The sequence below is a fragment of the Vibrio sp. 10N.286.45.E10 genome, from assembly GCF_002874195.2.
GTDB lineage: Bacteria > Pseudomonadota > Gammaproteobacteria > Enterobacterales > Vibrionaceae > Vibrio > Vibrio crassostreae.
In genome coordinates, this window is the sequence record NZ_MCWD02000001.1 from 545,744 (window position 1) to 571,880 (window position 26,137).

At 44.9% G+C, this 26,137-nt stretch carries 30 protein-coding genes; 12 read left to right on the plus strand and 18 right to left on the minus strand.

Annotated features, from left to right (window positions below):
- Nucleotides 1-4: 4 nt before the first annotated feature.
- The 13 genes from BCU34_RS02350 to BCU34_RS02410 form a co-directional block, all read right to left on the minus strand.
- Entirely contained in the window at nt 5-628 is a 624-nt protein-coding gene (locus tag BCU34_RS02350; protein WP_102480675.1) for a DUF3261 domain-containing protein, read from the minus strand.
- Nucleotides 625-2,997: an MMPL family transporter gene (locus BCU34_RS02355; RefSeq protein ID WP_102480674.1), complete on the minus strand. Its 2,373-nt coding sequence runs from the start codon at nt 2,995-2,997 to the stop codon at nt 625-627. Before BCU34_RS02355 ends, BCU34_RS02350 begins: the two co-directional genes overlap by 4 nt.
- Nucleotides 2,969-3,655, minus strand: coding sequence for a LolA family protein (locus BCU34_RS02360; protein ID WP_102480673.1), 687 nt, complete (start codon nt 3,653-3,655; stop codon nt 2,969-2,971). Before BCU34_RS02360 ends, BCU34_RS02355 begins: the two co-directional genes overlap by 29 nt.
- Nucleotides 3,642-4,169 carry an acyl-CoA thioesterase gene (locus tag BCU34_RS02365; RefSeq protein ID WP_102480672.1) on the minus strand — a complete coding sequence of 176 codons (528 nt, stop codon included), beginning with the start codon at nt 4,167-4,169 and terminating at the stop codon, nt 3,642-3,644. The genes BCU34_RS02360 and BCU34_RS02365 overlap by 14 nt, the downstream gene beginning before the upstream one ends.
- Nucleotides 4,170-4,225: 56 nt before the next feature.
- Nucleotides 4,226-5,773: an HAL/PAL/TAL family ammonia-lyase gene (locus BCU34_RS02370; protein ID WP_102480671.1), complete on the minus strand. Its 1,548-nt coding sequence runs from the start codon at nt 5,771-5,773 to the stop codon at nt 4,226-4,228.
- A complete protein-coding gene (locus BCU34_RS02375; RefSeq protein ID WP_102480670.1) occupies nt 5,751-7,550 on the minus strand; it encodes a glycosyltransferase family 2 protein in 1,800 nt (599 codons plus the stop codon). Before BCU34_RS02375 ends, BCU34_RS02370 begins: the two co-directional genes overlap by 23 nt.
- The gene (locus tag BCU34_RS02380; protein WP_102480669.1) at nt 7,543-7,905 is read right to left on the minus strand and encodes a 3-hydroxyacyl-ACP dehydratase; all 363 of its coding nucleotides are present in this window, start codon (nt 7,903-7,905) and stop codon (nt 7,543-7,545) included. The genes BCU34_RS02375 and BCU34_RS02380 overlap by 8 nt, the downstream gene beginning before the upstream one ends.
- 88 nt (nt 7,906-7,993) lie before the next feature.
- Complete coding sequence (locus tag BCU34_RS02385) at nt 7,994-9,382, minus strand: AMP-binding protein (RefSeq protein ID WP_102480668.1); 1,389 nt, start codon at nt 9,380-9,382, stop codon at nt 7,994-7,996.
- Between the two features lie 6 nt (nt 9,383-9,388).
- A complete protein-coding gene (locus tag BCU34_RS02390) occupies nt 9,389-9,946 on the minus strand; it encodes a septation protein IspZ (RefSeq protein WP_048669155.1) in 558 nt (185 codons plus the stop codon).
- A complete protein-coding gene (locus BCU34_RS02395) occupies nt 9,946-10,203 on the minus strand; it encodes an acyl carrier protein (RefSeq protein WP_004739745.1) in 258 nt (85 codons plus the stop codon). Before BCU34_RS02395 ends, BCU34_RS02390 begins: the two co-directional genes overlap by 1 nt.
- Before the next feature lie 10 nt (nt 10,204-10,213).
- Nucleotides 10,214-10,474, minus strand: coding sequence for a phosphopantetheine-binding protein (locus tag BCU34_RS02400; protein ID WP_004736154.1), 261 nt, complete (start codon nt 10,472-10,474; stop codon nt 10,214-10,216).
- Nucleotides 10,475-10,579: 105 nt separating this feature from the next.
- Entirely contained in the window at nt 10,580-11,350 is a 771-nt protein-coding gene (locus tag BCU34_RS02405) for a lysophospholipid acyltransferase family protein (RefSeq protein WP_048661930.1), read from the minus strand.
- Nucleotides 11,350-12,096 (minus strand): beta-ketoacyl synthase chain length factor, encoded by a 747-nt coding sequence (locus tag BCU34_RS02410; protein WP_170960835.1) that lies wholly within the window; start codon nt 12,094-12,096, stop codon nt 11,350-11,352. The genes BCU34_RS02405 and BCU34_RS02410 overlap by 1 nt, the downstream gene beginning before the upstream one ends.
- A 72-nt stretch (nt 12,097-12,168) precedes the next feature.
- Here BCU34_RS02410 and BCU34_RS02415 point away from each other — a divergent pair, with 72 nt between their 5' ends.
- From BCU34_RS02415 to BCU34_RS02425, 3 genes are read left to right on the plus strand one after another with little or no spacing between them, the layout of a single operon-like run.
- A complete protein-coding gene (locus BCU34_RS02415; RefSeq protein WP_017062271.1) occupies nt 12,169-12,558 on the plus strand; it encodes a hypothetical protein in 390 nt (129 codons plus the stop codon).
- A 28-nt stretch (nt 12,559-12,586) separates the two neighbouring features.
- A complete protein-coding gene (locus BCU34_RS02420; protein WP_102480666.1) occupies nt 12,587-13,660 on the plus strand; it encodes a methyltransferase in 1,074 nt (357 codons plus the stop codon).
- 23 nt (nt 13,661-13,683) lie between these two features.
- Nucleotides 13,684-14,925: an NAD(P)/FAD-dependent oxidoreductase gene (locus BCU34_RS02425; RefSeq protein ID WP_102480665.1), complete on the plus strand. Its 1,242-nt coding sequence runs from the start codon at nt 13,684-13,686 to the stop codon at nt 14,923-14,925.
- Between the two features lie 128 nt (nt 14,926-15,053).
- Here BCU34_RS02425 and BCU34_RS02430 read toward each other — a convergent pair whose 3' ends face one another.
- The gene (locus tag BCU34_RS02430; protein WP_017062268.1) at nt 15,054-15,560 is read right to left on the minus strand and encodes a hypothetical protein; all 507 of its coding nucleotides are present in this window, start codon (nt 15,558-15,560) and stop codon (nt 15,054-15,056) included.
- A gap of 139 nt (nt 15,561-15,699) precedes the next feature.
- Nucleotides 15,700-16,833, minus strand: a complete 1,134-nt coding sequence (locus tag BCU34_RS02435) for a flagellar assembly protein FlgT (RefSeq protein WP_048615749.1) — start codon at nt 16,831-16,833, stop codon at nt 15,700-15,702.
- Nucleotides 16,834-17,025: 192 nt separating this feature from the next.
- Here BCU34_RS02435 and BCU34_RS02440 point away from each other — a divergent pair, with 192 nt between their 5' ends.
- Nucleotides 17,026-17,661, plus strand: coding sequence for a FlgO family outer membrane protein (locus BCU34_RS02440; protein WP_017064137.1), 636 nt, complete (start codon nt 17,026-17,028; stop codon nt 17,659-17,661).
- A gap of 9 nt (nt 17,662-17,670) precedes the next feature.
- Nucleotides 17,671-18,102 (plus strand): flagellar assembly lipoprotein FlgP, encoded by a 432-nt coding sequence (gene flgP, locus BCU34_RS02445; RefSeq protein WP_017062265.1) that lies wholly within the window; start codon nt 17,671-17,673, stop codon nt 18,100-18,102.
- Between the two features lie 296 nt (nt 18,103-18,398).
- Here the strand turns inward: flgP and BCU34_RS02450 are convergent, their stop codons facing one another.
- From BCU34_RS02450 to flgA, 3 genes are all read right to left on the minus strand, one after another.
- On the minus strand, nt 18,399-18,824 hold the full coding sequence (locus BCU34_RS02450; RefSeq protein ID WP_017064136.1) for a flagella synthesis protein FlgN: 426 nt from the start codon (nt 18,822-18,824) through the stop codon (nt 18,399-18,401).
- A gap of 66 nt (nt 18,825-18,890) precedes the next feature.
- Nucleotides 18,891-19,208, minus strand: a complete 318-nt coding sequence (gene flgM, locus BCU34_RS02455; RefSeq protein ID WP_017062263.1) for a flagellar biosynthesis anti-sigma factor FlgM — start codon at nt 19,206-19,208, stop codon at nt 18,891-18,893.
- 178 nt (nt 19,209-19,386) lie between these two features.
- Nucleotides 19,387-20,133, minus strand: a complete 747-nt coding sequence (gene flgA / locus BCU34_RS02460) for a flagellar basal body P-ring formation chaperone FlgA (RefSeq protein WP_102478909.1) — start codon at nt 20,131-20,133, stop codon at nt 19,387-19,389.
- Nucleotides 20,134-20,210: 77 nt separating this feature from the next.
- Here flgA and BCU34_RS02465 point away from each other — a divergent pair, with 77 nt between their 5' ends.
- The 7 genes from BCU34_RS02465 (at nt 20,211) to BCU34_RS02495 (ending at nt 26,133) form a co-directional block, all read left to right on the plus strand.
- Complete coding sequence (locus BCU34_RS02465; protein ID WP_019825285.1) at nt 20,211-21,137, plus strand: chemotaxis protein CheV; 927 nt, start codon at nt 20,211-20,213, stop codon at nt 21,135-21,137.
- Between the two features lie 11 nt (nt 21,138-21,148).
- Complete coding sequence (locus BCU34_RS02470; protein ID WP_004736174.1) at nt 21,149-21,976, plus strand: protein-glutamate O-methyltransferase; 828 nt, start codon at nt 21,149-21,151, stop codon at nt 21,974-21,976.
- A 255-nt stretch (nt 21,977-22,231) separates the two neighbouring features.
- The gene (gene flgB, locus BCU34_RS02475) at nt 22,232-22,627 is read left to right on the plus strand and encodes a flagellar basal body rod protein FlgB (RefSeq protein WP_004736175.1); all 396 of its coding nucleotides are present in this window, start codon (nt 22,232-22,234) and stop codon (nt 22,625-22,627) included.
- 4 nt (nt 22,628-22,631) lie between these two features.
- Nucleotides 22,632-23,045, plus strand: a complete 414-nt coding sequence (gene flgC, locus BCU34_RS02480; RefSeq protein WP_017631739.1) for a flagellar basal body rod protein FlgC — start codon at nt 22,632-22,634, stop codon at nt 23,043-23,045.
- A 17-nt stretch (nt 23,046-23,062) separates the two neighbouring features.
- Entirely contained in the window at nt 23,063-23,776 is a 714-nt protein-coding gene (flgD, locus tag BCU34_RS02485; protein ID WP_010439286.1) for a flagellar hook assembly protein FlgD, read from the plus strand.
- Between the two features lie 49 nt (nt 23,777-23,825).
- Complete coding sequence (gene flgE / locus BCU34_RS02490) at nt 23,826-25,130, plus strand: flagellar hook protein FlgE (RefSeq protein ID WP_017062260.1); 1,305 nt, start codon at nt 23,826-23,828, stop codon at nt 25,128-25,130.
- Between the two features lie 253 nt (nt 25,131-25,383).
- The gene (locus BCU34_RS02495; protein WP_019825277.1) at nt 25,384-26,133 is read left to right on the plus strand and encodes a flagellar basal body rod protein FlgF; all 750 of its coding nucleotides are present in this window, start codon (nt 25,384-25,386) and stop codon (nt 26,131-26,133) included.
- Nucleotides 26,134-26,137 lie beyond the last annotated feature (4 nt).

The following is a 26,137-nucleotide window of genomic DNA, read 5'->3' on the forward strand; positions in this document are numbered from 1 at the left end:
GTGTTCAACTCTTACTTGGATTGTCGACAATCGTTGAGTTCAACGTTTGTATGGTAATGTTGTAGCCTTGGATGAGATGCTTGAAAACAATCTCTCCAGATGTCTTTGGTTCGCCGACTTTTGCTTGGTATTCAATACGAATGATGGCTTGTTGGTTATCGTCAAAAACGGTTCTTGTTTTGTCGGTATCGACTAGGTGCCAACCGATGCCTTGCAAAGGCTGAGCCCATGCTTCTGCTGGCCACAAGGTGAGCATTAAATTAAATAGCACTTGTTCCGGCTGCGGCAGTGTCGCACCAAGGCCAGATAGCACTTGCGTTTCAATGGCTTGGTTTTGATATTGCAGCGATAAGATACGTGTACCCCAAGAAGAGAATCCTGCTAAAACCACTTTACCTGGTGTGACTTCGACTTGAACCGGAAGCTGCTGTGTATCATTTTCCCACGTAGCGCCAATCAACTGACTGGCCGTTAATGAGTATCCCAGTTCAGCTGGAAGTGGTAGTGCTAGCTCGGTGTCTTGATCGATAGACACACTCGCACCACTTGGCTGCTGAGAAACCATCGAGCAGGCACTCATTAGAATGCCCACTAGCATGGCGAAGGTTACCTTTAATGTCTGGATCATCTAAAAGCCTCTCGAGAAATTGGTCGTTCTACGTTTTTACTTATGTTGATCGCGAGTGGAGAAAGTAGCCAAGCGACAAGGATCCCTGTCAGAACCGTCACCCCGAAGCTATGAATAGCATGAGTCTGACTTAGTGATAGTAAGCCGAATGAAAGTAGTGTTGTGAGACCTGATAAGGTGATCGCTAATAAGGTGCTCAGCGATTTCTTTTGCTCAGCAAAAAACAGGGTGTAGTCTATGCCAATCCCTAAAATCAGAATCAAACCAAGCAGGTTAAATAGGTTCAGTGTCGAGCCTAAAACTCCGGTCACCGCCAAACCTGCTACGCCTGCAATCAATGAAGGCAACAGCATTAACAGGCTTTGCCTCACACCATAGCGCCAGCCTAACAGCATGCCAATAGCTGCCAATGCTATCAATAACAGCTCGGTAATCTTGACGCGGTACTCAGCAAAAAGAGAGGAGATTTCATCCGCTTTATTGAGGTGTTTCACACCTTGCTTCTGAGCAAAATCTGACTCCAACCACTGTGAGAACAGCTCAGCATCAGTGACGTCTTTTATCAAAATGACCGACGCTGCTTGCCCGTCGATAGGTTTTAACCAAAGTGGTCGAACGGGTTCTGATACCGGAGACTCCAAAAATCCAGATACTGTGATTGGTTCGAATTTTGGTAGTTCTGGAAAGGTAGACCAACCGAAAGAGCTTTGTAATATATGACTTTGTTGGCTATAGAGTTGTTCAACCAACTGATAGTTATCATGCTGTTCTTGTTTACTTAACAAGTGTTGATTGATGCTGCGATACCCGGAGATACCTTGGCTATTGACTAGCGAATCTAAGCTTGTGGTGATTTCTGTCAATTTTTTGAGTAGCTTTTGGTCGCTCTGAGCTGTGACCAAAAGCATATTTTGACCACTGCCTAACCCTGATATCTCAGTAATGGCTTGCTCTTGTTGTTTGAGTTGTTCGGGCATAGCCTGAAGCTGGCGAATATCGTCGTCGTAACGAATTTGACTGAGTGATATCAGGCTCAAGACAGTCACAGCTAACGGTAAGCCAATTCTAAATTTTTGGTTGCTCCAGAGGTTTAACCAAGTATGCCAAAGCTTCGACAGGGGAAGAGGGCGTTCTTGGCTTGGTTTTGCCGCTAAAACGGGATACCAACACACCACACTGGCGTAAGCTGCGATCAGCCCAATCGACGAAAACAGAGCAAGTTGCTGCAATCCCGGGAAAGGCGCGACCAGCAAACCTAAGTAGCCAATTAAGCTCGTGATAAGACCCAAGGTGATCGCAATGAGAATGTGCTTCAAGCCTTTGTCACTTTGCCATTTACTTCCAGCTGCCAAGCGGTCAGTCAGGTAGTGAAAGGAGTAATCGATCGATACGCCAATCAAGCTAGCACCGAACACCAAACTAAACAGATGAACTTTACCGAAGATAGCGACGGTGCTTGCCAGCGCAACCAATAACCCAGTACTGATTGATAGCAAAGATAATGCAAGTGGTAGGGCACTACGAAACGTCAGCCACACCAATAAAATAACACCTGCCAAAGAGCCCAAACCAATGGTACTGATTTCTGATTTCGCACTTTCGGTACCGTAATTGGCGTAGAACACCACACCGGTATGCTGCACTTTGACGCCAAACTGCTTTTCGACTTCGCGCTCAATTGAATCAAGATCGGGAAGTTGCTCTTGAATGGCCAAGCTATAAGGTGAACCCGCCAAAGTCGCCGTCACCAAAATATGAGTTTGGTCATTAGATTGAGCGGTGAGGTATCCCTCTTTCAGAACAAAGTTACTTGATTGAACGCCAACAGCACTGATGTAGTCGCGAAATAGTAAAAATGGATCCATCGACAGTTCGGCTGCAGTGACGCCTGAGAACGGATTGTACAGAGACTGAATGACGTATTGAGATCGCGAATCAGGCGAGTGGGTCAGCGTCTCTTTTTGTTGTTGAGTCAGCAGTTGAGCTCGGTGACGAAAGTAGAAATCGCTCCATTGGCTTTGGGTGCTGGCGCTGATTTTGCCTTGAACTTGCTGAAACAGAGTTGGCTGACTTGAAAAGGCTCTTTGGTTGAGAGCTTTTTCAAAAGCGTCGGTCGCAATCATGGCTTGGTCAACGTCGGGGGCGCTGATGATAAACACCACCTGCTCGCTCATCGAGCTGGATATCTGCTGAAAGGCTTGCTCGACCATTGGGTCTTGCTGGTTTTCTGGCAGTAATTTTAGAATGTTGCTTTCAATCGGTACCGACGAAGAAAAAGCGAATTGTTTTATCAACAATCCGCTAAATAGCATGACGACAACAAGCCAAACAAGGGCAAGACTAGAGTTGGAATTGTTGCGCTTCAGCATCTGATAATACTTCCGGTAGATGGCTTAACTGACTAAATTCGATCACCGTGCTGTCTCCACGAATCTCTCTCAGTTCAATGCGTTCAATATCATTTTGACCTTGCAGAGTAATGGCTTCAAATACCGCGTTCATCGGTGCACTTTTAGGCTTTAGAGTCAGTGTCCAAGACTTATTCTCTGTATTTTCATCAGAGCTTGTGGCAGTTGCAGGCTCAAAATCGAGTGCGAACTGTTCCTGAAGTTTTTGCGTATCCCCATGAAACACCGACAAGAAGATATGGCTGAAATAAAACGCCATTGGGTTTTCTTTATCGGTAATGATTTTAGCGGGTTGATCGGCAAACCTTTGGCTCAGTTTGTTATCGGTGAGCACCAAACTCACAGGGAAGGGGGTAGCTTGTGTCCAAAGCAAACCGTTCGACTTGTCTAACAGGAAAGTACCTTGTGACGTCAAAGGCTGGGCGAACATTTCCATGTTGCGTGTTTGAGTGAACTCACCACGCACTATGTTGTTTGCGCTTAATACAGTTTGCAGATCTGAAATAGAGCCGATGGTTGCTGAATTTTCGTTAGCAATAACAAGGTTACTCGCCATCACAGAGGCAAGCCCTAGTAGTACGATGCTGATTTGCTTACGTCCACGCTTAAACAGACTCATGTTTCACCTGCTGTGTGTTAGATACTTGAGATGGGTCTGATTGTTGGTCGCTTGGCTGCTGCTCAGTTGATTGGGATAAGCAGCCAAATTGATGCCAGTGTTCTACCTTGTCGGTAAACACGTTCGGCGAAGCGAAGCACATCTCTTGCTCTTCAATGGTCACCGCGACCTGCATTGTGTGTGCTCGAGTCATGCGAGCACCGGTTAGGGCATCATGAATTTCATAATCGACGCGCAGGCGGTTTTCCCACTCGGTGAGCTTCGCCGTGACCTTAATCTTGTGATTAAACGGTATCGCCTTAATGTATTTTACGCGCGTGTCGATGATCGGCCACATGTAGCCTGAATCCTTCATCTCATGGTAGTTGTACTCAATCTTATCCATCATGATGCGCCTAACTTCTTCAAAAAATCGGAAGTAGTTGCCGTGATAGATCACGCCCATTGGATCGGCATCTTGGAATGAGGTGATAAGTGTCACCTCAGATTGTAATGGATGAAGAACTTCAGACATAAATCGCTCTCAACAATATTGCGTAAAGGGGCAGCTACTTTATGAAGTTAGCTACTTTATGGGTAAAGTGACCAGTGCTGACTTTGAATACGAGCAATGAAGTGACGTAGATCGCCTTCAAGTGGTCGATCTTCAACGATAAATTCAAACTCTTTAAGCACTTCGTCGCGAATATGCTTTAGGTTCTCACTCATGTGGTGCTCATCAAGCTCATTGTGGCGTTTACGAAGTTCAAGCGCTTGTGTACCCGCCAGAAGTGATGCTGCCGCTACTTGTTCCGTTAGTTCAAGAACACGAAGGCAATCACGAGCTGCAATGGTGCCCATGCTGACTTTGTCTTGGTTGTGACACTCTGTTGAACGAGAAAACACGCTTGCTGGCATGGTGTGTTTCAATGCTTCTGCTGTCCAAGCTGACACGCCGATTTGTACTGCTTTGAAGCCGTGGTTGATTGGCTTACGTTCGCCTTCAGCACCGGTTAGGTTGAATGGCAGACCGTTGTTGAACTTGTAATCCATCAGCTGGGCCATTTGGCGATCAAGCAGGTCAGCAAGGTTGGCTACGGCAGTTTTTAGTGTATCCATTGCCATTGCGATATGACCACCATAGAAGTGTCCACCGTGCAGTACGCGTTCGTTATCACCATCGATAATTGGGTTGTCGTTTGCACTGTTTAACTCGTTCTCGATCATCTGGCGAAGCCAAGGTAGAGAGTCTTGAACCACACCGATAACATGTGGAGCACAGCGCAGAGAGTAACGATCTTGTAGGCGGTCACTGTTACGTGGCGGGCGATCTGCTTGCAGATCATCACGCAGCCATGCAGCCACTTGTTGTTGACCCGGATGAGGTTTTACTGCGAACAAGGCTTCATCGAAGTGGAAGTCATTGCCGTGCATACCGACCGATACCATAGCCGTGATCTTAGTTGATAGCTGAGCTAGGTATTCTGCACGCTTATAAGCGATACACGCTAATGCCGTCATGACAGACGTACCATTCATCAATGCCAAGCCTTCTTTTGGCTTAAGCTTGATAGGGCGAATGCCTAGCTCTTTGTAGACGTCACTGGTTGGGCGCACTTCACCTTTGTAGATGACATCGCGTTCGCCGATCAGTGCTGCTGCTAAGTATGATAGCGGCGTTAAGTCGCCACTGGCACCAACAGAACCTTCTTGCGGAATACGCGGTGAGATATCTTGGTTGATCAGAGTAACGATCTGGTTGAGCAAATCATGAGTCACACCAGATACGCCTTGTGACAAGGAACAAAGACGCGTTGCTAATACTGCGCGAGCTTGCTCGTGAGATAGTATTTCACCTAAACCACAGCCGTGAAAGCGCGTCAGATGCAGTGGCAATTCATCAACAAGATTTGGTGGAATCGCAACGGTACATGAATCACCGTAGCCCGTTGTTACACCATAAATTACGCCTTCCTCTTTCAGTAGGCGTTCTAAGAAAGCGACACCACGGTCGATCTTAGATGTGAATGCTTCACTTGAGTTCATCGAGGCTTTTGCGCCCTGTGAGATAGCGACAACATCCTCAATCGTGAGGCGTTCGGCACCAAAGGTGATGCTATTTGGATTCTTTTTCGTCATGGTGCTTGCTCAATGTCCAAAAATTAAAAAAGTTGTACCACTGAAGCGGTGCTCTCAGTGTGTAGTGCTGAAGTCGGTCTGCGTATTGTTGAACGACTTGCTTTAAAGATTGTTCGCGGGTCTTTCTAGGTAATTCGATTTTGTCGCTAAAATGCTCAAAATAGACATTAAAGTGCGGTTTTCTCTGTGAGTCGTCACGTAAACCAAACAGCAAAAATACGGGTGCTTTGAGAACAGAGGCTAACATAAATGGTCCTTGAGGGAACGGCGCTTCCTTACCCAAGAACTCTGCCCATACTGAGCGACTCTCTTTGCTGGTGGAGGTTCTATCGCCAACAATCACGATCCATTCGCCTTGCTCCAGTTTTTGTTGCAACAAGATAGCGGTATCAGGCCCCATCGATGTCACCTGAATCAAGTTTAAGTCAGATTGCGGGTTCACGGCTTTCATCACGGAATTAAAACGTTCAGCGTGTTCTGTAAAAACCAAAGCATTGATTTTGATGTTCGAGTGTCTGCGACCTAAAGCTCGGCACAGCTCAATATTGCCAAGGTGAGATCCAAGGATTAGCACACCTTGTTGGTTTGCCACCATGCTCTCGAACTGGTCTTGGCCATGAATAGTCAGATTATCTGCCGAGAAATCACCTTTCCATGCAGCGAGCTTGTCTAACATGGTATGGCCAAATGAAAGCAGATGGTTATAGCTGGTTAGCTCTGCGGGTAACTCTATGTTCTGCTGCTCTGCGTACGCCTTTAGTTGAAACAAGTATTGCTCAGAAGCGTTTCGCGCGCGCTTGCCCGTCAAGTGGTAGTAACGCATCACACCACGTAAAATCAGGTTGAATACACCGCGACCTAACAAGGTATAAATGGCTAATAGTAGTTTGATGCCTAACACGGTGCCGCGTTCTTGAGTGCGAGACCAGTGTGGTTGTTCAGAAGCTTGCGGCTCTGAATCAGTCGATAAATTTTGGTTATTATCAGCTGAATCGGATTTGAAATGGCGAGCAATCAGTTTTGGTGCTCTTGGTAGCATGCCGAAGAAAAGACGCGTGTGCATCCAGCTGATTTTTACGTTGTCCCACAGCGCATCGAAATGAGAGATGCCGTTTTCAGGATAGATAACCCGCGTTTCAACGAAGTCGATGTCGCAGCTTTCCCAATACAGGCGAACCAAAATCTCGATATCGAAGTCCATTCGAGACCCAACATCGTATTTGCTTAGCACTGCTAGTGTTTGGTCGACAGGGTACGCTCTAAAGCCACACATGCTGTCTTTAATTGATAGAGATAGGGTTTCTATCCATACCCAAATGTGTGTCGCGTAGCGCCCATAGAGCCTTGCCTTAGGCACGCTCTCGTCATAAACAGGCTGGCCTGATATCAGACGTTGTGGCTTAGCTTGTGAGGCCTCAATTAATGTTGGTAAGGCTTCAAGGTCGTGTTGTCCGTCAGCATCAATTTGAATGGCGTGGCTAAAGCCGAGTTCGTGTGCTTTTTTGATACCGGCTTTTACTGCACCGCCTTTGCCTTGGTTCTGCTCAAGTGTCACCAAGGTTACGTGTGAGTGCTCTTCAAGAGGAGCCAGAAACTGTTTTGTGGTCAGTTCACTGCCATCGTCAACGATGATGATCGGCAACTCAAAGTGATGGAGCGACGAGACCACAGTAGGCATGGTTGTGCCATGGTTAAAGCACGGGATAAGGAAGCAAGCCTTGTAGCTGCTTTCTTCTGTTGGATGTTGAGAAGTAGCCTCGACGGGAGCGCTATTCACTTTTTTCTCCCAGCTTCATTTTGCCTGAAGAGTGGGTCCGTTCACCGTTGTTTGAGGTGTAACTAAAGCTCAGCTTGTCTTTGTCAGCATCCCATTTGAGTGATAGCTGGATTGTAGCATCAGGCAGGATAGGCTCTTGGAACTTGATGACTTCCATTCCTTTAAAGAAACCAGGAACGCCTAACTCTTGGATTGCGTAGTGAAGTGCCCAATCAATTTGCGTGACGCCAGGTAGAATAGGGAAGCTCTTGAAGTGCCCCTTAAAATCGGTGATATCTCCGCTAACATGAAGTGTCAGGGTCGATTCATTTGCTACCGTGTCTACAGCAATGATGTTTGGTTTTCTTTTATCCATAGGGCGTGCTTAGAATCCTTGGGCAAATATTGGTTCTTTGACAAAAATATAAAAAGATAATCTCAGTGTAAAATACGATCAGCGGTTTCTATGATTTTATTAGCTGTTCTATGTGAGACGTTAATCGCTTGCCTTGGCTGTTGAGAGGAATCTCATCAACAATACGATACTTTCGTGGGATAGCGATTGGCTCTAACCACTTTCTGAGCTCTGTACGCAGCATCAACCAGAATTTGCCTTTGCTCATGGTCGATAGAGCGGCTTGGCCTTCATCTGATAATACCAAAACAGAGGCTAAGATTAATCGCTCAGGCTCCTCAAATGGAATCACCACGCACTCACTTATCCAAGGCAGTTGCTCCAGTCGTTTCTCCACTTCAACCAGTGATACTCGTTTCTCTTCTATCTTGATCACTCGGTCGGTTCGGCCCTTCAATATGAATTGATTATCTGAGACCATTTCGCACTCATCAGCGGTTTGATACCAGTTATTCTTATCGATATACGGCGACAATAACTTAATGCAATTCTCACTGTTGAGACTAGCCTCAATACAGTCAAAAAGCTGCCAAGGGGTTTGAGCGTTCTCTTGTTGGCGAAAGGCGATGCCACCGGTCTCTGTGCTGCCAAATACCTCGATAGGTAAATGTCCTAGTAGATCTCGTGACTGGTGAGCCGACTCGGTAGGCAATGGGCCACCTGAAGAGAAGATTCCTGCAAGTTGTACCTTGTTGGTCTCATGCTTTAATCGCTTGAGTAGCGCAGGGCTGCTGATCAGAACACAGTTTTTATTGGCATGAGACAGAATTTGTTCTGGGTACTCAAGGTTGTTTCGAGCAAATGGCACACCAGAACAGAGCGGCCATAAGATTCTAAACAGCAGGCCATAGATGTGTTGGTGGGAAACGGTGCTTTGGATTCGGTTTCCCTTGAGTAAAGCATCCCAGTTCTTGTGTAACTGAGCCGTTTCAATATCTAGGTGTTCTAACGTTTTATCTATCGCTTTTGGCGTGCCACTTGAACCTGAAGTGAACAGAGTTAATGGGACTGTTGCCAAATCAATGGTCGTAAGATTCTCGGTTAGAGGTTTTTGTGCTTCAGTGTTTGAATCCAATAAGGTTTGGATATTACGAACGTCACTCACCTCAACTTCGCCAATCGAGTTATCAACTAGCAGGCAATCAAACTGCTTACTTAACTCAGCAAGCGCACATGGCTGGTAGTTGCCCGGTAAGATGATGTGTTTGTTGGCTGCTGCACATGCCAAAAAGGCCACCGTAAATAGGTAGCTGTCTTGGGTACAAATCGCGATTCGTTGAAAAGGGGATAAAGACAAAAATTGTACGAGTTGAGATAAGTCGTCGTTAAATGTTTGCCACGTAATCTCGCTATTGTCGTCAAAGCAGACAATAGATTCAGGGGTTCTGTCCTGGTTGAGAAGCTCAGACAACGAGGTGTAAGATACGGTTTGGGTCATAACAATTTAACTCTGACGAATGCGCTGTCTTACTACCCACTCTCCTGCAAAGAGTAACCCTGCAAACAGATAGCTGAGTAAGCCATTGTATAGGGTCCATACTTCTAGCGGTTGGAAGCAGGTGTAAAGGGCAATAGAGCCATTGATAACAAAGAACAAGCACCACACTTTGGTGACTTGTCGTGTGTAATCAACGCCACTTTGCGGAAGTTCAGGCTCTTGAAGGCGAGCAAGACGTTCGATAATCGTTTGTGGTTGCCATAGGCTCGAAGCGAATACAACCAGCATACAAACATTAACGATAACGGGATAATAGGTTAGCCAGCCGTGTTGCTTAAAGGCTAAGCCTAAAGCCAGCAGAACAATACCGGCACTTCCACTGATCCAAGCTAGGTGTTTTAGCTCTTTGATTTTAGCCTGACCGCCGGTGAAAATGCGTACAGCAAAGATAGCGGCTAAGGCAATACCAACGGTTTGTAAGCCAAACTTGTTGAGTCCAAAGTAAACCGCTATTGGATAAGTGAAAAGTATAATTGCCGACAGTAAAGTCAGCAGAGGACGCATTAGGCGTCCTTCAATAGTTCAACCACAGATTCGACAACGTCATTAACGGTGCGCACTGCTTTGAACTCTTCAGGTTTGATCTTCTTACCTGTGACGTTCTGTAGGTGAACGACCAAATCAACGGCATCAATGCTGTCTAGGTCTAGATCAAGATAGAGATGAGCTTCAGGGGTGATATCTTCAGCATCAAGCTCGAACAGCTCAATAAGCGCATCTTTAACCTGGTTGTATACTTCTTGTTGGTTAGCTTGTGTCATAAAGATCTGTCTAGTTATTCGTTTGAGAAGAGATGTAGTTCGCTAGATTTTCAACTGACGCAAAGTGCTGTCGAGTGTTTGAATCATCTGCATCGATAACAATGTTGTACTTTTTCTTGATAGCAAGGCCAAGCTCAAGGGCATCGATAGAGTCTAGTCCAAGTCCATCACCAAATAGTGGAGCTTCCGTTTCAATCTCATCAATGCTCATGTCTTCAAGGTTCAATGCGTCGATGATCAGTTGTTTCAGTTCGTTGTGTAATGTTTCCACTTTGGCCTACTTAATGCTTTATCTGAATGCTGCTTTAAAGGGGCGATTCTACATTATATGAGGTATTTTCGAAATGCCGATATCGCCTGTTATGTTATTGATACGCTAAATGTTTTCTTCGGAAGGGAAAATTGTTTGTGCAAGATGATGATTAAGGCGCCTTGCTGCCGAAGTTAAATTATTTGAGCCTTCAATAAATGGTTCGACTTCTATTTTACCTTTCACCGCGACATGAAAAAAGGGCTTCGACGCAGGAACTTGATACCATTTTTTCTCTTTCGTTAAGAATGTCGGAGAAACCGTAATATGAATCACGCGTAAATCGGTTTGTGTTCGAGTCGCGATTTGTGCCGCCCCACGCTGTAAGGATGGTTCAATTCCTGGCGTTGTGCGAGTTCCTTCGGGAAAAATCAGCAGGACATTGCCACGTGAGAAGCGTTCTTCACAGCGCTCTAAAAGATCGTCAGGGGCTTGGTTCGGTATATAACCTGCCGCTTTGACAATCCTTTTCATAAAAGGGTTTTCCCAAATGGCCGCTTTGACGAGGCAATCACATTGAGGAAGTTGGGAGGCGATCAGCACATAGTCAATCAAACTTGGGTGGTTTGCGACGATAATGCAGTTACGGTCGTTACGCAGTAGTTCTGCACCATCAATTCGGTAATCGATTGCTCCGGTGAACTTCATGATCTGGCAAAACGCATTGAATGAGAAACGGATTAATCGCTGTGCTTTAAGCTCTCTTTTAATGGTATTTGGAGTGGTTAGCGCGATAGTCGGTAAGATTAAGAAGCTCAATACTAAGCCACCCAAACCAAAGATGGTAAAGCAGAGGCCTGTCGCGAATACTCGCCAATACTGGTCTACTCTGCTCATTACGCTGTACCTGTCTCGGTGTTATTTACCCAAGACCAAGTTTGGTGCTTGCCAGCAATAGCCCACTTATTTGTACCTAATAAGATATGTTGGAGCATTTCTAACCCTTGTGGTAACACGGAAGATGCTTGGTTGGTCTCTACTGTCCTAGTAATAGAGCATTCACTGCCAGCGGTGAGCACTAAGCCCAGCGCATAATCAGCAAAGTTCTGTGTTTCGTACTCTTGGTAGAGCTCGGGCAGAGGTTGGTCGAAATCGATAACTAACACTCGATGCGACGGATATTGATGAAGGTAAAGATAAGCTTCGATCAGAGCGTTATGGAAAGTATCTTGCCCTGCGGCTATTGAAGTCAGTGGAATCGGTGCTTTGGCGGCAATGGTGGTTAGACCGGCTGCGGTATTATGTACCGACTGCGAGAACGCCATTGGTGAGGCATCGTCACCTTCTAATATCGACTGAATCAAAGTGGCGGTTCGATGCAACTCACCATGTCGGCTAGCAAAGACCAGATAATCAATCGAGGTGTCTTTTAATAGGGTTAACGCGGTTTGGACAGCAAGTTTGCTTTGCACACTCATTCGGCGGCGCATCATTGGAGGAATAGCTTTAAATTCAGTTGAGCCATCTTGTGGCCAATCTAAATTAGTGCTCCACGCTTGCCATTCAGCAATAGAATTGAGCCCCGCTGAATTTGCAGACCATTTCTCAATATTAAACGACATTAATTGGGATTGATTTGACATAGAGTATTGATTTGCTTTGAGTCTAACTAAATACTATGCGCGCTTATAAATAAACACAGATAAGGAATTTAAATGAAATTACTAAAAATAGCAGTTTCAATGTTATTCATATTCGTTCTTGCAGGATGTGGACGCGTCCAACCTGTAATGAATGTTGAGGATACTCCAGTTGCACTGAATCTTCAAAGTAAACAGGTTAAATCAGCTATTTCTGAATCTGCTGAAAATCGAGGCTGGTTGGTTTCAGAAATAAAGCCTGGTTTGATCCGCGCTGAATTGTATGTTCGTTCGCACCACGCTGTGGTTGAAATTCCTTATAGTGATAAGTTTTACTCTATTCTTTACGTTGAATCAGAGAATTTGAAGTACGACGATGGTGAAATACACCGTAATTACAACCGTTGGGTTAATAACTTAAACGTTGATATTAAACGTAAGCTTGCGCAAATGGCAGCTGAGTAACTCTCTATTATTTAAAGTTAGGTTTTTCGTGTCGGAATATAAATTAGATCCATTCAACGCATTAGAAGCAAAAACAGAAGCGCAGAAATTGTCTTTCGCTCCGATTGTTTTTCATACTGCTCGTACACTTCGTGATTTAGGCATTTTGAAAGCGTTAGATGACGCGGGCAACGAGGGTTTACCAGCAGAGTCTATCTCTGAATCGACCGGTGTCTCTGAGTACGGCGTGAAAGTCCTGCTCGATATGGCGTTAAGTGCTCATATTGTGACTTGGGAAAAGCCTAACTACAAAATGGCTAACCTTGGTTTCTACCTTCTGCATGATGGTATGACTAACGCAAACATGGATTTCACAGCCGATGTTTGTTATGCCGCGATGATGCATCTAACAGAAGCGATTGAAGAAGGCACACCTGCAGGCTTGAAAGAGTTGGGTGATTGGGAAACCATTTACCAAGGCTTGTCTCAATTGCCAGAAAAAGCAAAAGAGAGTTGGTTCAAGTTTGATCACTTCTATTCGGATCGCTCGTTCCCTGTGTTACTTGAAAAAGTCTTCAGCAAGAAACCTAAGTCGCTGGTGGATATCGGCGGCAACACGGGTAAGTGGGCGATGAAATGCTGCAACCATGATGCGGACGTTAAGGTGACGATTGTTGATTTGCCACAGCAGCTAGAAATGGCAATGGCAAACGCGGCAAAGCATGGTCATCAAGAGCGAGTCACGTCATTCCCAGCGAATATGCTCGATAAACAGCAAACTCTGCCAACGGGCGCGGATGTTTGGTGGATGAGTCAGTTCCTTGATTGTTTCTCGCCAATGGAGATTCTGAGCATATTAAAGCGCGTTCGCTCTCATATGTCAGAAGATGCGACTGTCTATATCCTTGAACTGTTTTGGGATTCACAGAAATACGATGCGGCTTCTTATAGCTTAAACGCGACGTCTCTCTACTTTACCTGCTTGGCCAATGGCAACAGTCGTTTTTACCGCTGTGAAGATTTCTTAGAGATTGTTGAAGAAGCGGGCTTTGAAGTGGTAACGCGTACCGACGATATCGGTCTTGGTCACACGCTTCTAGAATTGAAAGCTGGCGCGCAATAAAAATAACAAACATGGCTTAAATAATGAAAAAACTATCAACTCAAGTGGTGATCATCGGAGCTGGGCCATCAGGGTCTATTGCTGCGTCTTTACTTCATAAAAAAGGCATCGATGTTCGAGTGATTGAAAAGAGCGTATTCCCTCGCTTTTCTATTGGTGAAAGCCTATTACCAGCTTGTATGGAAGTGATTGAACAGGCTGGGATGACTGACGCAGTGATCAACGCTAACTTCCAATACAAAGATGGCGCTGCCTTTCGCAAAAATGGCGTTTATACGGCGTTTAATTTTGAAGACAAGTTCTCTTCTGGCCCTGGAACTACGTTTCAGGTTCAGCGAGGTGCCTTTGATAAGGTTTTGGCAGATACGGCTGAGGCGCAGGGTGTCTGCATTGATTACCAACATGAGTTAATGGGCATTAATTTCACCGACGACAGCACCATTTTAGATGTACAAGTGCTGGGTGGAGAGCGTTATCAGATAGAAGCGCAATACGTTCTGGATGGCAGTGGTTTTGGTCGAGTGCTACCAAAAATGCTTAACTTGGCAGAGCCGTCATCGCTCCCTCCACGCAAAGCTATTTTTACGCACATTAACGATCATATTGCAGAGGTGGATACCGATCTTGAATATGACCGAAATAAAATTCTTATCTCTGTGCATCCAACCAACCCTGATGTTTGGTATTGGTTGATCCCGTTTAGTAACGGTGTCTCTTCGTTTGGTGTCGTAGGAGAGCCTAAGTTCTTTGAGTCCTATCCAGAAGACAAGATTGCTGCAATTAAACAGCTGGCAGCGGAAGAGCCGGGCTTGGCTGAGATACTGGCAAGCGCCGAGTATCCAAACCCTGCGGGTGAAATTGGTGGCTATTCTGCCAATGTAAAACATTTGGCGACGGATAAGTACGCGTTGCTTGGCAATGCTGGTGAGTTCCTTGACCCGGTGTTCTCGTCAGGCGTGACGATTGCGATGAAGTCGGCACAGTTTGCGGTTGAGTGTGTCGAAAAGCAACTTAACGGTGAGAAGGTAGATTGGGAACGCGATTATGCCGCTCCTTTGATGGTTGGTGTAAACACCTTTAGAACGTATGTTGAGGGGTGGTACTCAGGTGCTTTGCAGGATGTGATTTTCTATCAAGATCCAAATCCAAAGATTAAGCAGATGGTGTGCTCAATTCTGGCGGGTTACGCATGGGATCAAGCCAACCCTTATGTGAAAGAGTCTAAGCGCCGATTGGCGACACTGGCTGAGATATGCCGAAACTAGGTAATCGATTTTGTATGTAGCAATACTCTAAATTGCCACGATGGATCGTCATAAATTAAAAACAGCCGCAATGTGCGGCTGTTTTTGTATCTGAAAAATATGGGCGGTCAGCTTAATCGGATTTAAGCCTATTTTAAGTCGATGCTGTTCAACCGTCCCATAAATATAAGTAGATCAATTACGTCTTTGTGAGCATCAAGCAGCGCACGTTTGGTTTGGCTATAAGCTGCAAGTCGGCCGTGCTTTCTGATTGAACATACCTTGGTTTTGTACTTGTAGTCACCATTCTCAGAGAAGACGCGCCACTTAGCGATGTAGCACTCGTCGCGGTGCTCAGGATCACTCTGAGTTGGATTTGGCTTGAATACAATTTTGGGTTCTAAACTATGAGGCAGGCGCGTCATTAGGTAGGGCTCTTTGAGGACTTTGGGCCAAAATTTACCCCAAAGCTGTCTGCCCAGTTCATCTCTTAATTTAATGGTTTTCTTTAGTGCTTTGTCTTCACCCATACGAACAAAACCGACCGACCGATGCAGCACCGTATCTTCGGGAGTATGGATGTGGATCTTAAAAGCGGTTTTACCTTTCGAGATAAAGCGGTAACCGGTAGCACCAATTAGATTATTCTGACTCATAGTTTGCTAAGTGATGATTATGTTATTAATAAGATTACGCCAAATACTGCAAAACCGAAACTAATACCCATGAAAAAAATAAAGCCTTAACAAAAGTGCTAAGGCTTTATTAGAAACTATGAGACGGGCGTGTCGCTAACTACATGATTTTCTGCATCACATCACCAATTTGAATACTTCCTGCAAGGCTTGGTTGGTCGATCGTCAGTTCTGCTTCGTTTTCATAAACGCGAGAAACCGTCAGTGTGATATCGCTTTGAGATACCTTATTACGTGGCAAGCCGCGTTGGTCGATAAACGAACCTGTGTGCCATAGCTGCAGCTTGTCACCTTGTTGAACACCATGCATTCGACCTAAATCAATGGTCACCGTGTTACCAAATACCGCTGCCACCTCTGGAAGTGTGATCTTACATGACACTTCAGATTCCAAGTCCAACATAATATTGCGGCTAACACGCAGCATCATACTGCCGTAGGTTGATGCCCAGAAACGAGCACTGCGGGTGTCCACTTCACTGGTCTTAGCAAATGGCCACTTTGCCACTTCACGATAGCTACGGTTGTAAACCTGGTGTCCTGTTTTACCATCGAAGACTTGCATCTCTAACGCAAACTGACGATTGATGATGTCGTCTTTCAAAAGCTTGGATTCGATGGTCGCGGTTAAATCGGTAATGTCACCACCAATGATGTACTGCGCGCCAGTATCTTGGGCGATCATCTTGATCACCTCTGGTCGACGCTTGTCGATGTCGTAATTGGTCGTGCCAACGGAAACAAAGCTGCGAGACTCTTGCGCCAGCTGTCGATCCACGACATGGCCAAAATCATCACCAATGTTATAGATTCTGCCCATTACAGCTTGCTGTGGGGAAGTCACATCAATGTTGCCTACCAAAAATGTCTTCTTGTATTGGCTCTCATGGCAAGCATTTGCCGAAGGATAGATATCGATCCTTGCGGTGATCATTATATTGCCACTGCGTTTTTTCTCTTTTTCTACCAAGATGTAACGCACTTCATGATTGGTAAATTGAAATTCTTTCTTGTTTGCGTCGAGGTAGGGCGTGAGGTTAGCAATGCTACCAATGTCGGCTCCTGAGAACTGGATCGCTTTATATACCGCGTCTTCCAAAGCATGGACCCTTGCGGCGCTCTCTGACGATACGATGGCTGCGGTACCGGTAACTTCATACCAAGAGGCATGAGCACTGAAGCTTATGGTTATCAGTGAACTTATTGAAAATAAGTAAGAAATTATTTTTTTCATCTATTCGTTACCAGTTGGGTATAAATATTGCTTAACAAATAACTATAAGCTTGAAGCTGACTTAAGTGCGTTTTTCTTAATCTGAACCATTAATGAAAAGCAAAGACTGTTCCAACATTGTAATCCATTGAAAAGAATAATGGTGAGAACATATTGGAACAGGGAGCACTAAACCTATCTGGAGATAAGAGAATGAAAAAATGGCTCGTAGTAATGAGTGTCATGTTGTTGACCTCATGCGCTTATTCGCCAATCTATAACGGCAAGTCTGAATATTCAGGCAGTCAGTTTATGTTGATGGATAGCCCTCGTCATACCATGGATTTCTTCGTGGAAAGTATGACCGAAGATCTGATCATTTCGAATACGAGTATCTCCGCAAGAACTCCGATAGCGATTACTTCGTTTGTTGACCTACAACACATGGACACAACAAACTGGCTAGGTAATTCAGTTTCAGAAGGTTTTATTCATCAGTTTCAGCGTCGTGGCTTCAAGGTGGTTGATTTCAAAACAACAGGTTCGATCCAAGTGACTCACCAAGGTGACTTCGCGTTAAGCCGCGATTGGAAAGACTTAGCTCAAGAGCAAGACGTACAGTACGTACTGACAGGCACTATGCTTCGCCAAGAAGGCGGTGTGTTAGTCAATGCTCGTGTTGTTGGCATGCAAACTCGGATTGTCGTGGCGACGGCACAAGGCTTCTTGCCTGCAGACCGTATTGGTCGTGACCTAGATACTCTGAACAGTATTCGAACTCAAGATGGCGTTATCATTCGTTCTGACCCAACGATCAGCCAGCCTTATACTGTTATTCTTCGCCCTTAGGAGTTCGAGATGAAGAAGTTAATATTTGTTGTTGCCGCTTTACTGCTTGTTGGCTGTCAGCCACTGCAAAACATGAGGCCAGACGACTACTTGGTTGCCGTTGGTTACGCGAGTATCAGCGAGCAGAAGGGACGTAACGACGAAGAAAGACGTATCCGTGCGATGAGAGCTTCCAAGATCGATGCCTATCGTGAACTTGCTGAGCAAGTCTATGGTATGCGTGTGAGTGGTCGAGCAGAGCTTGAAGATCAACGCCTTGGTACAGAACGTACTTCTGGTGCGGTTGATGGCGTAATCCGCGGTGCAGAAGTGGTACGCAGCTACCCAGTGGGTGATAGCTATGTAACAGAGCTTCAGCTTGATATCCGTAAGATGGAACAGCTACGTAATTACGGTGAAGTTCAGCCTGTACCTGAAAAGAGACAACAAACGTTGTTCTAGCCTAACGGGCGTCTAGCGATAGGATTATCCAGTTATATTGGCTGCTCTCGTTTTCCAGATGGCGTATCGGCAACTAATAACTAATATGAATAAAAAAGCGGCAAGTATGAAAATACTTGCCGCTTTTTTGTGTCTGTCGATTTGTTCGGCGCATTTACCGATCTAGTGGGAGTTTTGACGGATGTCATGCTAAGGATAGGCTGAGATACAGATACAAATACAGATATAGATATAGATATAGATATAGATACGAGCAGGAAGGTGACTAAAGATATTATTGAATAGAGGGAGTTTAACTATGCTTTTACGTTGGTTCCCAGCGTAGAGATAGTATGCGTTTGACCACCGGCATTGTAGGTCATGCCAATTTTTCCGTGGCTTTGCTGCATCATATTACTGAGTTTTTTGAAGCTAAGGTGCGCTCGATTCAAGGCTTCGCCGTTCACAAGATTCGCTTGCTGGCAATCGTGCACTATGGACTGGATCTTTGTGACTAACTGAGCAAGTTCAGGATTCTCGGTCAGTTCTGAGATATTGGTATGGGCTGCGATTCGCTGATCGGTTGATCTTAGTTGTTCAACTAGGACCACTTTTTCTTTGGCGATTCGCTCAATATCGTTTGATTGTCGGCTCGTAATAGCGGTTTTCTCTGAACTTAATAATTCAGATAAGGCTTTGGCATTTTGAAGTTGAAAATTAACTAAATCTGCTAGTGCCGCCATAACGTAAACCTATTCATAACCTCGTGTGCTTTAAGACAATCACTTCAATCAAAAGTGAGTGTTGGCTTAAAGGCCTTTTAATTCATCTTCGAACTTGATCATGTTGTCTGCCAGTTTTTCTGGATCGACAGTGTATGAACCGTTCGCAATTGCTTCTTTGATCGCTGCTACTTTCACAGAATCAAAGCTTGGCTGTGCTGCCATATCTTGGTGGAGCTGACCAATCGCTTTGCCTTGTTGGCTCAGTGAAACCGCATCTTTGCTTGCTGGTGATTTAGTTGATACATCAGAGCGTGATGCCTCAGAACTAGAATCAGAGCGTACTGCTGATCGGTTAGTGGTCGTTAGGGTTTGCCCTGAACGAATATTATCAATGCCTGCCATAGTTAAGCCTTTTTCTTCAAAAATGGGAACCTGTACAGTCAATATCGACCAAGGGTTCGAATACTTTAGCAATTTTTAGCTCAATAGTCGAAAAGGGACAAAACACCGCAGCCGTTATATTTGGCGTTAGAGTTGAGGGTGAAATCGCTAACGATACCGTCAATTTAGAAGTAAAGAGTTAAAAGTAAACCGTGACTTCAGACATGCTGGTAACAATCCCTTCAATTATACGCTGTGATTTATCATTTTTCACTCTTACTTGATCACCCATAGAGCCATCGGTAAGCGCAGTTCCTTTGGTGGTAATGGTCATGCCACCTTTTACTGCCTGTATGATAACCTTCTCGTTTCGGCACACGACACAGATATCACCTCTTTCTACAACATCACCCGGTCTTAGGTTCTTTTTTACCTTAGCGCCGATGACTTGTTGTGGAGCTGTGAAACCTTGGCGACGAAACTTGTTAAGAGAAATCGTAGCGGTGGTGACATCGTATTGACCGACGATTTCGCCTCTCGCGAGTGAGCGAGTGGTGGTGACAAGAGGCACCGACATCGAAAGGCGAACGGGTACATAAACTCGCCACTCATCAGGAACACATTGCACTAAAACCGTAATACTGCTGCGGGTATTAGTGGTCGTTGAAGCACTGGTCTCTAAAGGCACTGGGCAGTCTGTCGCTTTGATTCTTGAGTCAACATTTGCTGAATTAACAAAGAGTTCGCCACCTTGTGGCTGCTCTACCGTATCAAGGATATGTTGCTCCGCTGCAGACTGAATCATCTCAATTTGTTCTGGGGTCGCAGCTTGCACAAAAAAACTAAACAATATTGATAAAATGCCGATAAACTTAGCGACAGTTTTAAAAGTAGCTCTACACATTGCTATAGAAAGAGGTGGCAAATTTGATTTATAATACGTCATTCCGTTTCTCTGGTGGTTCGTAGCCTGCAGTAGACTAACACTTTTTATACAAAAAAGTTTGATATGGAGATGAGCTCATGACGGGTATTCTTGATTCGGTGAATCAGCGTACGCAACTCGTCGGTCAAAACCGATTAGAATTACTAACCTTTCGCCTAATGGGGCGTCAGCGTTACGGCATTAATGTCTTTAAAGTAAAAGAAGTGCTTCAATGCCCTAAGTTGACAAAGATGCCAAATTTGAACCCACTGGTTAAAGGTGTAGCACACATTCGTGGCCAAACGATCTCTGTGATCGACTTGAGCTTAGCGATTGGTGGCCGTCCTACAACGGATGTTGAAAAGTGTTTTGTGGTTATCTCTGAGTTTAACCGAACCATTCAAGGTTTCTTGGTAAGTTCAGTAGAGCGCATTATTAACATGCACTGGGAATCGATTCTTCCGCCGCCGGATGGCGCAGGTAGAGCTAACTACCTGACAGCAGTAACCAACATTGATAATGAATTGGTAGAAATTCTTGATGTTGAGAAGATCCTTGCAGAAATTTCTCCTGTTGATGAAACAATGGACAGCAAGATTGCTGAAGATATTGCGAAAGTAGAACAAGAGAAAGAACTGGTTCGTCGCATCTTGATTGCTGATGATTCAACGGTTGCTCGTAAGCAGGTTCAGCGTGCTATTGAGTCGATTGGTTTTGAAGTTATCTCGGTGAAGGATGGTAAAGAAGCCTATGAGAAGCTGATGCAGATGTCATCAGAAGGCAGTATTTACGATCAGATTTCATTGGTGATTTCTGATATCGAAATGCCAGAAATGGATGGATACACGCTGACTGCTGAGATTCGTCGTCACGCCGAACTTAAAGATTTATACGTAATTTTACACTCATCGTTGAGTGGTGTATTTAACCAAGCCATGGTTGAGCGTGTTGGAGCTAACTCCTTCATCGCTAAATTCAACCCGGATGAGCTTGGTGCAGCGGTAAAAGCTGCGTTAACTAACTAAAAGAGACATTAATGACTGCTATAACAATAAGTGATCAAGAGTATCGCGATTTCAGCCGTTTCTTAGAATCTCAATGTGGCATTGTATTAGGTGACAGCAAGCAGTACTTAGTGCGCAGTCGTCTAAGCCCATTAGTAACGAAGTTTAAGTTAGCTTCGTTGTCTGATTTGTTGAGAGATGTAGTAACAGGTCGAAACCGTGAGCTGCGTGTGGCTGCTGTCGATGCCATGACGACGAACGAGACACTTTGGTTCCGTGATACTTACCCGTTTGCTGTGCTTGCGGATAAGCTTCTACCGGAAATAGCGGCAAATAAACGTCCTATTAAGATTTGGTCTGCGGCAAGCTCTTCAGGCCAAGAAGCATACTCAATGGCAATGACGATTCTTGAAACTCAAGCTCGTAAGCCGGGTATGCTGCCAAATGTATCGATTACCGCAACTGACATCTCAGCAAGTATGTTGGATATGTGCCGCACTGGCGCTTACGACAACCTTGCATTGGGACGTGGACTTTCTCCAGAGCGCCGTCGTACTTTCTTTGAAGATGCGGGCGATGGCCGTATGAAAGTGAAAGATAACGTCAAGCGCATGGTGAACTTCCGCCCTCAGAACCTGATGGACAGCTATGCATTGTTAGGCAAGTTCGACATTATTTTCTGTCGTAACGTGCTGATTTACTTCTCGCCTGATATGAAGTCAAAGGTACTTAACCAGATGGCAAATAGCCTGAACCCTGGTGGTTACTTACTATTGGGTGCGTCTGAATCGTTAACAGGCTTAACGGATCGTTTTGAAATGGTTCGCTGTAATCCAGGCATCATCTACAAATTAAAGTAACGAGCGACACCCATATTAGGTGTAACGTTACCATCTAAATTTAAAACCCAGCCAAGTGCTGGGTTTTCTTTTTCCTACTTAAGCTATATCTTTAAGTCAGAGTGACATTCCAATTTACTCTATTTTTTGGCTTGTATATTGCAAGTTTACCCACGAGTAACCTGTAAAAGCATTGATAGACCGCCTTGTTTTAAAAGTTGGTATATATATTGCTTTGGTTATTTCATAACAGTCAGTTCTTGAGTTGAGGTTTACATGGCTATTTCTTTTGACAATGCTTTGGGCATTCACCAGCACACAGTTGGTGTACGTGAGCGTAACGCTGAGGTGCTTTCCACCAATATCGCGCAAGCAAACACGCCTGGGTATAAAGCAAAGGGATTAGACTTTAAGAAATCACTGCAAGCGGCAAGTTCTGGGGCAAGCATTGGTCTTAGCCGTACAGATGGTCGGCACATTTCTGCCTCAACAACGGTGAACGGGGAAACGAAGTATCGCATTCCTACACAACCTGATACAGGAGATGGCAACACGGTTGATTTGGATTTGGAAAGAAACCTTTTCATGCAAAACCAAATTAGGCATCAAGCCTCTCTCGACTTCTTAGGAAGCAAGTTCAAGAATTTAACTAAAGCGATTAAAGGGGAATAATTAGATGAGCTTATTTAATGTATTCAATGTGACTGGTTCTGCGATGAGTGCTGAATCTGTTCGTCTAAATACGACCTCGAGCAACCTTGCGAACGCGGACAGTGTAAGTAGTTCTGCTGAAGAAACTTACAAGGCTCGTCACGCAGTGTTCGGCGCTGAGTTAAATCGAGCACGCAACAGTGACCACACTGTGCCTGTGAAAGTACTAGGTATTGTGGAAAGCGATAAGCCGCTGAGTGCGGAGTACAACCCGGATCACCCATTAGCGAACAACGAAGGCTACATCTACAAGCCTAACGTGAACGTTATGGAAGAGATGGCAAACATGATTTCGGCATCACGTGCGTATCAAACGAACGTACAGGTTGCTGACTCGAGTAAACAAATGCTGCTGCGTACGCTGCAGATGGGTCAATAAGGATAAGGAGGTAGCACATGGCTGGAATCAACAACAATGTTGGTCAAAGCGGCTTGTCCTATGTTGACCAGCTGAAGAGTCTTCAAGATGGCGCTAAAAAGCCCGACGAAACAACAGGTAAGCAGGATCTCAAACAAGAAGACTTCTTATCTTTGTTGACTAAGCAACTAGCACAACAAGACCCTTTCAAGCCGGTTAGCAATGACCAGATGATTGCGCAAATGGCTTCATTTGCGACCGTAGATGGCATTGGCAAAATGAATACACAGTTTGAAAGCTTGAATTCATCAATGACCTCTAACCAAGCACTTCAGGCATCCTCTTTGGTTGGCCGTGATGTATTGGTTCCTGGTGCGGCAGGTGTAAAACCCGGTGATGGCGGTATGGCGGCAATGGTTAAGCTTCCTCAGGCAATGGACAATGTAATGGTCCGTGTTGAGAACGAAGTTGGCCAATTAGTTCGCACATTTGATATCGGCTCTAAACCATCTGGTGATACACGTGTTGAATGGGACGGAAAAGACGAAGACGGTAACCCATTGCCGGCCGGTAAATACAACGTGAAAGCGTCAGGTTTGCTGGATGGCGAGAACACAGAGTTCCAAGTTTCCAGTTATGCGAACGTGAACAGTGTGCTTCTTGGTAAGGGCGATGGCAACGTACTACTCAATCTGGCTGGTTTCACATCGCCAGTACGACTTGCTGAAGTACTAGAAGTTGGTAAAGCGTAGCTCTTTATTGAGTGACTATGCTAGCTAGATAGATTAGGAGAATAATGGAATGTCATATGTAGCTTTAAGCGGCCTATCCGCTGCACAATTAGACCTGAATACAACCAGTAACAACATTGCGAACGCGAACACATTTGGCTTTAAAGAGTCTCGTGCCGAGTTCGGTGATGTTTACTCAAGCTCGTTGTTCACTAACGCAAAAACGACGGCAGGTGGCGGTGCGCAAGCTAGCCAAGTGGCGCAACAGTTCCACGAAGGTTCAAGTATTTATACGAACAACCCAATGGACTTACGTGTAAGTGGTACAGGTTTCTTTGCAGTATCGAAAGACCGCATGGTGCCAGAGATTAACGAATTAACGCGTAATGGTGCATTTCACTTAAACAAAGACAACTACATGGTTACCGCTAACGATGAGTTTCTTTTAGGTTACGATGTTGATCCAAACTCGGGTGAAGTTCTTTCTTACGCGCCAAAGCCTCTCGACATTCCTGCTGAGTTTGGTAAACCAAAACAGACAGAAAACATTGAAGTAGGGGTTAACCTTCCTGCAAACGGTGATCTTAAAGACCCGGCTGCATTTAACTTCAAAGATGCTGATACTTATAACCGTGCAACGTCTTCGACGGTATACGATTCTATGGGTCAGTCTTACAAGTTAACGACTTACTACCTCAAAGATCAGACTCAACCAAACACTTGGCAAACGTACTACACCATGTCAGATGAGAACGGTGAAAAGCCGGTCAACATTACTGGTGGTGATGCGACGAATGCACAAGGTCATGTTGGTCACACTATGAAGTTCAACAATGACGGTACGTTAGCAAGCCTGAACAATGGTCAGCCGATTAACTCGGAACCACTGGGTGCTGGTGCGAACCCTATTGACTTGAACGGTGCTGATCCAACTCAAGTGCTTAAGTTTGGTCTAGATTCTTCAACTCAGTTTGCCGCTCCGTTTGAATTGACTAAATTTGATGAAGATGGTGCGACAACAGGTTTCTTAACAAAAATCGATTTCGATGAGTACGGCAGTGTTCTGGGTACTTACTCAAATGGTGAAAACGTGATGCTTGGCCGTGTAGGCTTGGTTCGTGTACCAAATGAGCAAGGTCTGGATAAGAAAGGCGGTACTCAATGGGATTCTACCAACGACTCTGGTGACAAGATCTGGGGTGAATCGAACAAAGGTTCATTTGGTAGCATCAACAACGGTTCGCTAGAGCAGTCGAACATCGATATGACTCAAGAACTGGTTGATTTGATTTCTGCTCAACGTAACTTCCAAGCGAACTCGCGTTCTCTAGAAGTACACAACCAGCTACAACAGAATATTCTTCAGATTCGTTAATCGTTTCGAGCGTTTGAATCATCTGCGAATACCCAATTCAATGTTATTGAATTGGGTATTGTTGTTTGTCTTCTTATTTGCCGCTCCTATTGCCGCACGGTAATGCCACTGGCAACAATTCTTCCTGAATGATCCTTTAATGATCACCCCTCTTTGAACATTTTCTATTTAAATTATTGATAAATAACAGTTAAAAATATTGGCACAGTGTTTGCTTTATAAGCTCTAGAAGATGATTTTTTGGAGCAAAATTATGGATCGCGCACTGTTTCTTGCCATGAGTGGCGCAAAGCAAAATATGCAGGCTTTGCAGCTACGTGCAAACAACCTTGCCAACGTGAGTACAACGGGTTTCCGTGCTGATTTAGCACAAGCACGTTCAATGCAAGCGTATGGTGAAGGCATGCCTACTCGTGTTTTCAGCATGACAGAGCGTCCTGGTCATAATTTCGCGCAAGGTAGTGTGGTTACCACTGGTCGAGATCTCGATGTTACCGTTCAAGGTGATGGTTGGATTTCAGTGATGGATAACACCGGCCGCGAAGGTTTAACGCGTAACGGTAACCTTAAGGTTGACCAAAACGGTTTGCTAACTAATGCAAGTGGCCATTTGGTGCTAGGTGAGAACGATGCGCCAATCACACTGCCCATCCCAATCAGTAAAGTAGAAATTGGTACTGACGGTACGATTTCGGTGATTCCTCAAGGCGCTCCAGCTGAAGAATTGGCCGTGGTTGATCGTATTAAGCTTGTGCGTCCAGACAACCAAAGTTTGTTTAAAGATACGAATGGTCTATTCCGTTCGAAAAACCCAGATCAGGCATACGAAGCAGATGCAGCGGTAACGTTGCTAAAAGGTGCTATCGAAGGCAGTAACGTAAATGCCGTAGGTGAAATGACCAGCCTAATTGACTTACAACGTCAGTTTGAAATGCAGGTCAAGATGATGAGCACAGCAGAGGAAATGGACAAGTCGTCTGATTCACTGCTTCGTATGAGCTAATAGA